This window comes from uncultured Alistipes sp. (genome assembly GCF_910580175.1).
Classification (GTDB): domain Bacteria; phylum Bacteroidota; class Bacteroidia; order Bacteroidales; family Rikenellaceae; genus Alistipes.
The window spans coordinates 35784-47403 of the sequence record NZ_CAJTXD010000002.1; the positions used below are offsets into that span (position 1 = coordinate 35784).

Annotated in this window: 7 protein-coding genes and 1 pseudogene; 5 read left to right on the forward strand and 3 right to left on the reverse strand. The window is 60.4% G+C overall.

Annotated features, from left to right (window positions below):
- Window positions 1-68: 68 nt before the first annotated feature.
- The 5 genes from QZ298_RS02570 to QZ298_RS02590 all read left to right on the forward strand — a co-directional run bounded on the left by QZ298_RS02570 (window position 69) and on the right by QZ298_RS02590 (window position 7873).
- On the forward strand, window positions 69-1760 hold the full coding sequence (locus QZ298_RS02570) for a glycoside hydrolase family 43 protein (protein ID WP_296005173.1): 1692 nt from the start codon (window positions 69-71) through the stop codon (window positions 1758-1760).
- 40 nt (window positions 1761-1800) lie between these two features.
- Window positions 1801-4413 carry an ATP-dependent helicase gene (locus QZ298_RS02575; RefSeq protein WP_296005174.1) on the forward strand — a complete coding sequence of 871 codons (2613 nt, stop codon included), beginning with the start codon at window positions 1801-1803 and terminating at the stop codon, window positions 4411-4413.
- A gap of 66 nt (window positions 4414-4479) precedes the next feature.
- Window positions 4480-5418: a glycosyltransferase gene (locus tag QZ298_RS02580; protein ID WP_296005175.1), complete on the forward strand. Its 939-nt coding sequence runs from the start codon at window positions 4480-4482 to the stop codon at window positions 5416-5418.
- A 2-nt stretch (window positions 5419-5420) separates the two neighbouring features.
- On the forward strand, window positions 5421-6074 hold the full coding sequence (gene nth / locus QZ298_RS02585) for an endonuclease III (RefSeq protein ID WP_296005176.1): 654 nt from the start codon (window positions 5421-5423) through the stop codon (window positions 6072-6074).
- A complete protein-coding gene (locus tag QZ298_RS02590; protein ID WP_296005177.1) occupies window positions 6071-7873 on the forward strand; it encodes a S41 family peptidase in 1803 nt (600 codons plus the stop codon). The genes nth and QZ298_RS02590 overlap by 4 nt, the downstream gene beginning before the upstream one ends.
- Window positions 7874-7880: 7 nt before the next feature.
- On the opposite strand, the gene QZ298_RS02595 is transcribed toward QZ298_RS02590, so the two are convergent.
- The 3 genes and pseudogenes from QZ298_RS02595 to QZ298_RS02605 all read right to left on the reverse strand — a co-directional run bounded on the left by QZ298_RS02595 (window position 7881) and on the right by QZ298_RS02605 (window position 11540).
- Window positions 7881-8678 (reverse strand): DUF3108 domain-containing protein, encoded by a 798-nt coding sequence (locus tag QZ298_RS02595; protein WP_296005178.1) that lies wholly within the window; start codon window positions 8676-8678, stop codon window positions 7881-7883.
- 25 nt (window positions 8679-8703) lie between these two features.
- Window positions 8704-10902 (reverse strand): annotated as a pseudogene (gene recG / locus QZ298_RS02600) (ATP-dependent DNA helicase RecG); the annotation flags it as partial.
- A complete protein-coding gene (locus QZ298_RS02605) occupies window positions 10851-11540 on the reverse strand; it encodes a DUF4290 domain-containing protein (protein WP_296005179.1) in 690 nt (229 codons plus the stop codon). The pseudogene recG and the gene QZ298_RS02605, both read right to left, overlap by 52 nt.
- Window positions 11541-11620 lie beyond the last annotated feature (80 nt).

Sequence of the window (11620 nt, forward strand, 5' to 3'; positions counted from 1 at the left end):
TATTGCAAAAATAGTAAAAATGGCGGATGATTTTTTGTCCGCCGGTGCTTTTTGGTTACCTTTATATTATGATTGGATTACGTATTTTCTTTTTGCCGGTTTTTGTTGCCGGCTTGTGGTTCGGCGGCTGCGGTTCGCTCGCTCAGGGCGAAGCCCGCTTTACTTGTTTTTCGTACAGCGGCTGCGATGCCCGTTTCGAGCAGGCGATCGACCCTGGCAACGAGTATTTCAACCCCGTTCTGGCGGGTTTCCATCCCGATCCGAGCGTCTGCCGCAAGGGCGACGACTATTTTTTGGTCAATTCGTCGTTCACATTCTATCCCTCGATTCCGATCTTCCACAGCCGCGATCTGGTGCACTGGCGGCAGTTGGGGTTCGTGCTCGACCGCCCCGGGCAGGTGCCGCTCGATTCGCTGCGCTTCAACCGGGGCATCTATGCGCCCGACATCAGTTATAATCCACATAACGACACCTTCTACGTGGTCAATACTTGTGTCGACGGCATCGGGAATTTCGTCGTCAAGTGCCGCGACCCTTTCGCAGGCGGGTGGAGCGATCCGATTCCGCTCCCTGAAGTCGAGGGGATCGACCCGTCGCTGTTCTTCGACGACGACGGCAAGGCCTACCTGCTCCACAACGACATGCCTCCGGGCCGGCGGCAGTGGAACAGCCATCGGGCTTTGTGGTTGCGGGAGTACGACACGGCGTCCGATCGCGTCGTGGGCGATCCGGTGTTGCTGCTCGACGGCGGCCTCGACTTCGCGGCGCAGCCCGAGTGGCTCGAAGGGCCTCATCTTTATAAGAAAGATGGCGAATATATCATGCTTGCAGCCGAGGGCGGCACTTACGAGGCTCATTCGCAAGTGGCGCTCAAATCCTTCCGTGTCGCAGGCCCCTACGTGCCGTGCGTCCATAATCCGATTCTGACGCAGCGTGATTTACCGGCCGACCGGCCCGACAAGGTAACCAGCACGGGCCATGCCGACATGGTATGCACGCCCGACGGGCAATGGTATTCCGTTTTCTTGGGCTGCCGGCCCTATGCCGACGACTTCTACAACACGGGGCGCGAAACGTTCCTGCTGCCCGTCGCTTGGGTCGACGGCGGCCCGGTCATTCTGCCGCCGGGCGAAGCGGTGCCCACGGTCGTGCGCAAGGAGGGGCTGGAGCCGGGCGGTGTGCCTGCGACCGGCAATTTTGCTTGGAGCACCGATTTTTCCGAGGGCCTCGATGATCGTTGGCTCACGATCCGCATGCCGCGCGGCGAATGGCTGCGCACCGGGCGCAGGGGGCTGACGCTCAAGGATAACGGGCAGGCGATCGATCGCACGGCCAACCCCGCTTTCGTGGGTGTGAGACAGCAGCACACCGATTTCGAGGCGCAGACCGACCTGGTGTGCCGGCTGGCCGACGGACAGTTCGCCGGCATGGCGCTCTTCCAGAACGAACGCCACTACCTGCTTTTCGGCAAGGTGCGCTGCGCCGACGGCGAGGCACTGGCGGCCGTCCGTTGTGAAAAAGGCGCCGTGACTTCGACCTTTCTGCCGCTCCGGCCCGAAGAAACTGCCGAACACTTGACCCTGCGGGTGCGGGGCGCGGGCGGAAGCTGCGACTTGGAATATGCTGTGGGGCGGGAGCCGTTCGCCGTGCTTGCGCAGGGAGTCGACACGCGGAACCTGAGCACCCATACGGCGCGCGGCTTCAACGGCGTCATCATCGGACTCTACACCGGACAGCTTTCACTTGCATCGGGCGAATAAAAATCGTAATTTTGCATCCGTAACATTCAAGCGTAATTACGTGTCGGATATCTTAAATGGTCTCAATCCCGCCCAGCGCGCGGCGGTCGAAAACTACGACTCCCCGTCGCTCATCATCGCCGGCGCCGGCTCGGGCAAGACGCGCGTCTTGACGTCGCGCATCGCCTACATGATCGAACAGGGGGTGGCGCCGTTCAACATCTTGGCCCTCACGTTCACGAACAAGGCCGCCGAGCAGATGCGCGAGCGCATCGGGCAGATGCTGCCCGGCAGTCGGAGCCGCTACATCCGCATGGGTACGTTCCATTCGGTCTTCGCGCGCATCTTGCGCGAGAACGCCGACCGCATAGGTTTTCCGCAGTCGTTCACGATCTACGAGCCGTCGGACTGCAAGAACTTGTTGAAGACCATCGTCCGCGAACGGAACCTCGACGACGACAAGTACAAGCCTGCCCGCCTTGCTTCGCGCATCTCTTTCGCCAAGAATGCGTTGATAACGCCGGGCGCTTACCTCGCCAATGCAACTTACGCGGCCGAAGATCGTCAGGCGCAGATTCCCGAGTTCGGCGATATCTACAACACCTATTGCCAGCGTTGCAAGAGCAACGGCGCCATGGATTTCGACGACCTGCTGTTGCAGACCAACATCCTGCTGCGCGACTGCCCCGACGTGCTGGCCCGTTACCAAGAGCAGTTCCAGTATATTTTGGTCGACGAGTACCAGGATACCAACTACGCCCAGTATATCATCATCCGGCGCCTGTCGCAGACCCATTCGCGGGTGTGTGTGGTGGGCGACGATGCACAGTCGATCTATTCGTTCCGCGGCGCCAAGATCGAGAATATCCTCTCATTCCAGAAGGATTTTCCCGATGCCAAGGTCTTTAAGCTCGAACAGAACTACCGTTCCACGCAGACGATCGTCGATGCGGCCAATTCGGTCATCCGGCGCAACTCCAAAAAGCTCGACAAGAAGTGTTTTTCGGAGGGCGACCGAGGCGAGAAGATTCGTGTGTTGAGGGCTTCCACCGATCGCGAGGAAGCCGAAACGGTGGTCTCCGACCTGCGCGACAAGGTGCGGGCCGCAGGCGACGGGTGGGCCGAGGCCGTGATTCTCTACCGCACCAACAACCAGTCGGCCGTGCTGGAGAACAGCTTGCGGCGCCGCGGCATTCCCTACCGCATCTACAAGGGTTCGTCGTTCTACGACCATAAGGAGATCAAGGACTTGATGGCCTACATCCGTCTGGTCATCAACCCGCGCGACGACGAGGCGTTCCGCCGCATCGTCAACTATCCGACGCGCGGAATCGGCGATACGACCGTGCAGCGCATCGCGCAGCTGGCCGCCGAGCGGGGTGTTTCGATGTGGGAGGCCGTCGATGCGTTGGTCGCCGAGCCGCCCGCCGATGCCGTGCAGAAAGCCATCGTCCGCAAGGTTGCGGAGTTCGTCGCTCTGATCCGTTCGTTGGGCGCTCTCCGCACCGAAAAGGGGCTTTACGACTTCGGTCTGGAGATCGCCTCACGGTCGGGTATTCTGGCGGCCTATCGGGCCGAAAATACGCCTGAGGCGACGTCGGCTCTGGATAATATCGAGGAATTGCTCAACTCCATGCAGCTTTTCAAGGAGCAGTGCGACGCCGAAATCCGCGGCGGCGAGCGTCAGCCCGAGGAGGAGGCCACCATCGAGGAGTGGTTGCAGAACGTCATGTTGATGACCGACATGGACAAGGACGACCCCGAGGATCGCAACAAAGTGACCTTGATGACCGTTCATTCGGCCAAGGGGTTGGAGTATAAATATGTATACATAGTCGGTCTCGAAGAAAACCTCTTCCCTTCGCAGCGGGCCATGGAGTCGCCCGACGGGCTGGAGGAGGAGCGGCGGCTGTTCTATGTGGCGCTCACGCGTGCCAAGGTCGCTGCTACGCTCTCCTATGCCGAGATGCGGTTCAAGTGGGGCGATATGGTGTTTTCGCATCCGAGTTGTTTCTTGCGCGAAATCGATTCCCAATACCTCGAAAATGTCGTCGGGGAGGAGGACGATCTGCTGCCGCGCCGGGCGGAGGGAAGCCAGGCTATCGACGAGTTGCGGCGGAAGTTCGACTACCGGTTCAAACAGAAAGACGGTGCGGTGCGCCAAGACGAACACGGATACGGCAGCGGCCCGGCGCAGCGATACCCCTCCCGTTCGTCGCAGGGAGGCGGTTATTCTTCGGGTGGAAGCAGACCGGCAGGCGGGAAATACGGTGCCGCCGGCGACGACCGATCGGCCGGCAGCCGGGGGAACGGTGCGCGCTACGGTGTTTCTTCCGGCAGTTCCCGCTTCGGCAGCGGTTCTATGGGGGCTTCGCGCTCCGATGGTTTCAAGCCGCGGCAGAAGCCCGATCCGGCTTTGGTGCAGCCGCTCCGTCCCTCCACCGAGGGGTTGCGGTGGGTGGGCGTCCGATCGGCATCGTTTTCTGCTGCACCCTCCGCTGCTGCTTCGTCCGGCGATTATGCTGTCGGGCAGCGTGTCGAGCACTCGAAGTTCGGCGTCGGCATCGTCCGTCGCATCGAAACGCTCGACGGCGACCAGAAGCTGGCGATCGAATTCGACAACGCCGGCGAAAAGACCCTGCTGGCCAAATTCGCCAAACTGAGTAAGTTGTAAGCGAAAAGCGAGCGCCGGTTTTTCCGCCGCTTTTTGCCGGAAAGACAAATTATCTGACAAAGGAATATGGTTATGCCTGCTAATCCCCTCGTTTCGGTCTGCATGACGACTTATAATCACGAAGCCTATCTGCGGCAGGCCGTCGAAAGCGTGCTCGTGCAGCAAACCTCGTTCGCCGTCGAGCTGGTGTTGGGCGAGGATTGCAGCACCGACGCTACGGCTGCCCTCTGCCGCGAATATGCCGAGCGCTTCCCCGACCGGGTGCGCGTCGTGACGTCCGATTCGAACGTCGGGTGGCGCGCCAACTACCGCCGTACGTTCGAGGCTTGCCGCGGCAAGTATGTGGCCTATTGCGACGGCGACGACTGGTGGAGCGATCCGCAGAAGTTGCAGATGCAGGTCGACCTCATGGAGAGCGACCCTGGGTGCGGCATGTGTTTCACACGGGCGGAAAACTATTACCAGGCTACCGGCACCACGACTCCCGACGAGGAGGAGCATTTTACCGATTTCGACCGGCTGCTGTGCCGGTTGACGATCTGCAATTGCGCAACGTTGGCTCGGCGCGAATTGATCGCCCGCTATTACGACGAGGTGCACCCCGAGGAGCATCCCGAGTGGATGACCGACGACGCGCCCATGTGGCTGTGGTTCGCTGCGTGCAGCCGCGTGCGTTTCATTCCTGTTTTCACGGCCGTGCACCGGCGTCTGCCCGTGAGCGTGAGCCACAATACCGAATACCGCAAGCGCATCGCTTTCTGCGATTCGTTGATGGATATCAGCCTTTGGTTCGATGCCCGCTACGGCGCGGGCCGCAACCGCTTCCGCATCTTGCGGCGGCGCAGTTCGGTGGCGTTGTGGGTGCTCTCGTTCCACGGCCCCGTACGTGAATATTTGGTGCGTTGGGCATGCGACCTGAAGACCGCGCCGCGTTTGTTGTTTTGTCCCGAGGGTGCAGGACTGCTGGTCAAAAAGATTTTGTTCCGACGCCGGAAAACTCGATAGACATGACACTCGAACAACGTTACGACGGCATCATCGCCTGGTTCTCGGAGCACATGCCCGTGGCCGAAAGCGAGTTGCACTACGAAAACCCCTACCAGCTTCTGGTGGCCGTCATCCTCTCGGCCCAGTGCACCGACAAGCGGGTCAACATGACTACGCCCGCCCTTTTCGAAGCATTTCCCACCCCCGACAAGATGGCTGCGGCCGGGGCGGAGGGGATTTACCCTTATATAAAAAGCATTTCCTATCCCAACAACAAGGCCCGCAATCTGGCCGGTATGGCCCGCATGTTGTGCGAGGAGTTCGGCGGCGAGGTGCCTTCCGACCTTGAACAGATGCAGCGGCTGCCCGGCGTGGGCCGCAAGACGGCCAACGTGCTGGGCGCCGTGCTGTGGCAGCGCGAGGTCATGCCGGTCGACACCCATGTGTTCCGCGTTTCGGAGCGTATCGGGCTGACTACCGGTTCCAAAACGCCGCTCCAGACCGAGTTGGCGCTCGAAAAGAACATTCCGGGGCATCTGCTGCCTGTGGCGCATCATTGGTTGATCCTCCACGGCCGCTACGTCTGTACGGCGCGCGCTCCCAAATGCGCTTCGTGCGGCATAGCCCCCTGGTGCCGCAAGTATGCCGCCGATCATAAAAAAACCAAAATATGAAGCATCTTTTCATTATTTTGACTTGGGCCGTTGTCGGCTTGGTCTCTTGCAGCAGCGATGAAACCCTTTCCGGTGTCGGCGGTACGGGTGTTTCCGATTCGTCGTGGACGGCGGTCGTTCGCAGCAAGACCGGTGGAGAGCCGCATCTTTTTTCTTTTACGGCAGCAGCAGCCTGGCGCGTCGGGAGCAGCGAATCGTGGTGCAGCGTGGCGCCGCAGTCGGGAGGCTCGGGTTTGCAGCTTTTCAATGTCACGACCGCTCCCAACGATACCGGTGCGCGGCGGGAGGCCGTCATTTCGGTGCGTGTGAACGGTTATTCCTCTCCGGCTTCGTTCCGGATCGTGCAGTATGCCGACGACGGCGATTATTTCGAGGTCAACGAATGGATGGCCGGTTACATGCGTGAAAATTATCTTTGGAACGAGCCGCTCGCCGGCATGACGCTCGATTATACGCTCGATTATTCGAATTTTCTGCGTTCGATGCTGACGGGCGTCGCCGCTTTCAAGGACGATCGGGGCCGTGATCTGAACTACGACGACGGCCATTGGAAGAATGGCGTGCGGCAGTATTTTTATTCCTATGTCAAGCAATCGGCAGCTTCGACTGCCAAGCGATCCGCTGCTTCGGCGCGTGCTGCCGGCGAGACGACGACCGGAACAGGAGTGTGGCGTTTGCAGGCTGTCGTGTTGGCTTCTTCGGGGAAACAGGCGGTCGGGTTGGCGGTCATGGGCGTTACGCCCGGTACGCCTGCCGATGCGGCCGGCTTGGAGCGCGGCATGTTCATCTCCGAGGTTGACGGACAGCCGGTCACGACGAGCAATTATCAGTCGCTCGCGCGGCGGCTTTATTATGGTACTTCGGTGCGGGCGCTGCCCAATCGGGTAGTTTGGGCCGATAACGCCGATTTCCAGGGGTTGGAGCCGTTGCCCGAGGTAACGCTTGCGGCGCAGACCTATGTCGATCCGGCCATCTATGAAAGTTCCGTGACTACCGTAGGGGGCAGAAAGACGGCCTATCTGCTTTACATGGGCTTCGAGACTTCGCAGGATCAGGCGTTGATCGAGGCGTTCAGGAGTTTCCGCGGCGCCGAGGAACTGATCCTCGATTTGCGTTACAATGGCGGCGGTGCCGTGCGTTCCAGCACGGTGCTGGCTACGCTCATCGTCGGCGACGCCTGCAAGGACGGGGTATATTGCCGGACGGTCTACAACGCCCGGCGTACGGCGGCGGGCGAGAGCGGCGTTTACCGCATCGGCAACGGACATACGCCCGACGGCACGGGCGTCTATACGCCCATCGTTTCGGCTTTGCCGGAGGCTTTGGGGCTGAAGCGCATTTATGTTTTGTGTTCGGAGAGTACTGCTTCGGCCAGCGAGTTGGTAATCAATGGTCTGCGCGGTCTGGGCATCGAGGTGCGCCTGATCGGCATGCGCACCAACGGCAAGAATGTCGGTATGGAGGGGTATGTCGACCATCTGGAGGGGGGCGAACTCTATACGTTCATGCCCATCACGTTCTATTCGGAAAACAACCTCGGGTTCCGCGATTATTCGGACGGCTTCGTGCCCGACGTGGAATTTGACGACAGCCCGCTGTATCGGGCAGCTTGTTATCCGGGGGCTTTCGGCACTACGGCCGATCCGCTTTATGCTCTGGCTGCGGAGTGGATCGGGACGGGTGCGAAACCTGCGCCTCCCACCCGGGCCGCAGCGTTTCGCAGCGTGCAGCTTTTGCCCGGCGTTGCCGAGCGTCCCGACGGCCGGTTGAAAGGTTCGGTCGTCTTCCGCAACAAGTGATCCGGCCTTACTTGATAAGGCTTTCGAGCGGGTATTTCAGATTCTTGTAGCCCGATATGTAGGCATTGATGCTGCCTACGCGCACGGGCGATTCGATATAGAGCGGGATCTTGTTTTCGTCGTCCGAAATCCAGATCGTGAAGACCGTGCCGTCGGTAAAGGAGTACCCTTCCGTGGTGCCCAGCTGGCAGTCGAACTTCAGGGTCTTGAATTTGCCCATGTTGCGGATCTTCTTGTTCTCGCGCCCCAGAAAACTGTACTTCAGGTGGCGGATCGTGTCTTGCAGCACCATTTGCAGCGTCGCCGGCTCGCCCTCCACAAAATCCTCGGCCCGGGCCGAGCGCAGGTTGAAGAAGAGCGACACGGGGTCCATGCTCTCGCACGTCAGTTTCATGTGTTTCTCGGCGAACGGATTCTGGCGGCTGCGCCAGCGGGTGTGCACCACCGAGTCGGCCCATACGTAGACGAAACGGCTTTCGAACGTGTAGTCGCCTTCGCGGATGTCGCTGGCGAAACGTCGGGTGCGCATGTCGGCCGGGTCGACCCAGATGCGGTAGATGTCTTCCATGTTATAGAACCAGCGGTAGGTGGGCAGCGTGCGGCCGATGCCCTCGACCAGGTAGCATTTCTTGCCCTCCAGTTCGGTTTCGGTGGTCTTGACCTCCACGGCGCCCACTTCGGTGTTGGGGAACATCTTGGCCTTGTAGCTCACGCGGTATTGGAGCACCTCGCCCGGATGGTAAAGTTGTGCCGAGAGCGGTAAGGCCAGTGCCAGAAAGGTTATGATGAGCAGGAAGCGTTTCATGGATGTGCGTTTTTTTGCGTGAATGTTACGATATGCGTGAGAAATCGATCTTGTCTTCTTTCGAGTAGCGGCGACGCAGCGCTTCGAGTCCCCGATTTTCGGGTCTGGCCAGCGTCGGGTCGTCCGCCAGGATGGCGATGGCCGCTTCGCGCGAGACGGTAAGTATCTGTGCGTCGGCCGTCGGATTGGCGATCTTCAAATCGAATGCCATGCCGCTCTGCATCGTGCCGTTCACGTCGCCTGCGCCGCGCAGCTTGAGGTCGAGTTCCGCCAGCCGGAAGCCGTCGTTGGTCTCGCACATGGCATCCAGCCGGGCGTGCGATTCTTTCGAGAGCTTCACGCCCGACATGAGGATGCAGTAGGACTGTTCGCCGCCGCGGCCTACGCGGCCGCGCAGCTGGTGGAGCTGCGAAAGGCCGAAGCGTTCGGCCGACTCGATTACCATGACCGTGGCGTTGGGCACGTCGACGCCCACCTCGATGACCGACGTAGCGACCATGATGTGGGCCTGCCCCTCCTTGAACTGGCGCATCGACTCTTCCTTGTCGGCGGGCTTCATCTTGCCGTGGCAGATCGTCGTCACGTATTCGGGCAATGGAAAGTCGCGCGAAATCGACTCGTAGCCGTCCGTAAGGTCTTTGTAGTCCATCGACTCCGACTCCTTGATCAGCGGGTAGACCACATAGACCTGGCGGCCTTTCTTGATCTCCTGCTTCATGAATCCGAAGAGCCGCAGCCGGGCCGCATCGGTGTAGTGCACGGTTTTGATCGGCCGGCGTCCGGGCGGCAGTTCGTCGATCACGGAGACATCCAGATCGCCGTAGAGGGTCATGGCCAGCGTGCGCGGGATCGGGGTGGCCGTCATGACCAGAATGTGGGGCGGGCGGGCGTTCTTCGTCCAGAGACGTGCGCGCTGCTCGACCCCGAAGCGGTGCTGTTCGTCGATGACCACGAACCCCAGGTCGGCGAACTGCACGCGGTCTTCCAGCAGCGCGTGGGTGCCGATCAGAATCTGTACCTTACCCGAGGCGATGCCGTCGAGAGCCTGCCGCCGTTCGCGGCTTTTCGACGAGCCGGTCAGGATCGCCACCCGCACGTTCAGCCCTTCGAGCAGGCGGTTGAAGGTGGCGAAGTGCTGGCGGGCCAGGATTTCGGTGGGCGCCATCATGCAGGCCTGGTAGCCGTTGTCTACGGCCAGCAGCATCGACATGAGCGCCACCAGCGTTTTGCCGCTGCCCACGTCGCCTTGCAGCAGGCGGTTCATCTGGAATCCCGTGACGGTGTCTTGGCGTATCTCTTTGATGACGCGTTTCTGCGCTCCCGTGAGCGGAAACGGCAGTTTCTGCGTATAGAACGTATTGAACACGCCGCCTACTTTCGGAAAAAGAAAACCGTTGCTTTTCGAGAGCCGCTCCGTGCGGTTCGCCTGGATGTTGAGCTGGATGCCCAGCAGTTCGTCGAACTTCAGCCGGTATTGGGCCTGTCGGAGCGCTTCGGGCGATTGGGGGAAGTGGACGTTATAATAGGCTTCGCGCAGCGGCATCAAGCCGTATTGCGTGCGCACGGCGTCGGGCAGCGTTTCGTCGATCCGATCCTTGACAGAGATCCATGCGTTGCGGATGATCTGGTACATACCCTTGGTTCCCAGAACGTTCGATAGCTTCTCGGTCGAGGGGTAGATGCCCTGCATGCCGCTTTCGGCTTTGCGCGACAGAGCCTGCTCGATAGTCTCCAGCTCGGGATGGGCCATCGAGAGTTCGCCGCGGTAGAACGACGGGCGCCCGAAGATCAGGTACTCGCGCCCCACCTCGATCCGCTTTTCGATCCATTTGATGCCCCGAAACCACACCAGCTCGCCGCGGCCCGAGGGGTCTTGCACATAAGCCGTGAAGCGGCGCTTGCGCCCTTCGCCGGCATATCCGATTCCCGTCACGCGGGCGCGGAACTGGACGAGCGCGGGCGCATCTTCCGTGATCTCGGCGATGCGGTAGACCTTCGTGCGGTCGATGTAGCGGAACGGGACATGGGTCAGCAGATCGCCGATGGTGCGGATGCCCAGCTCCCGGTCGAGGAGTTTGGCCCGTGCTTCGCCCACGCCGGCCACGAATTGGATATTGCTATCCAGCGTGTTCACTTGACAAAGATACGAAAAACTGCATTGGCGGACAACCCTTATTTCTGCGCGTTGCGCCGGCCGCCGTTGTTTTTCTGAAAGTTGCGGTTGTTGTGCTGCGGGCCGTGGTTTTTTTGCTGGCGTTTCTGCATGCGCTGCTGGGAGCCTTTCTGCGGACGTGTCGAAAAGTGTTGTTTGTAGTCGCTTCGGAGGTTGTTGATGGCGGCTTCGTCGATTTCGATGCTTCCGCCGGACATGCGGCGGATGTCTTTAACGATTACCTCGTTGTTGGGGTGTTCCTGGTTGTATTCGTAGCTCTTGGTGCGCATGTAGCGCGCCAGGTTGTCGACCGTGCGGGCCACCGTACGGGGGTTCTTTTCGTCGGCCAGGCGGCGCAGCATCTGCTCGACATATTTGCCGTAGTGCTTATGGGCGAAGCGGCTTTGCGAGTAGGGCATGCGGTGGGGCGTGACGGTCAGATCCTCGCGCGAGGGACGCGGATAGGGCGAGTCGACATCGAGCTGGAAATCAGACATGATGAAGAGGTGATCCCACAGCTTGTGGGTGTAGTCCGCCGTGTCGCGCAGCAGCGGAAAGAGGTTGCCCATCACGGCGATCACGGCCCGCGCCTGACGGTTGCGTTCGCGGCGGTCTTCGATTTGGGAGAGCGAATCGATCATCTCCTGGATGTGGCGCCCGTATTCGGGCAGATACAACTTGCGTCGTGTGTAGTTATAGTTTTTTCTCATGACTGCGATTGTCGTGGAGTCGTTGTTTCGTTCGGACGGCCGGAGCGTCCCGCCGGTCGGCGGGGATGGTGCGGATTGGG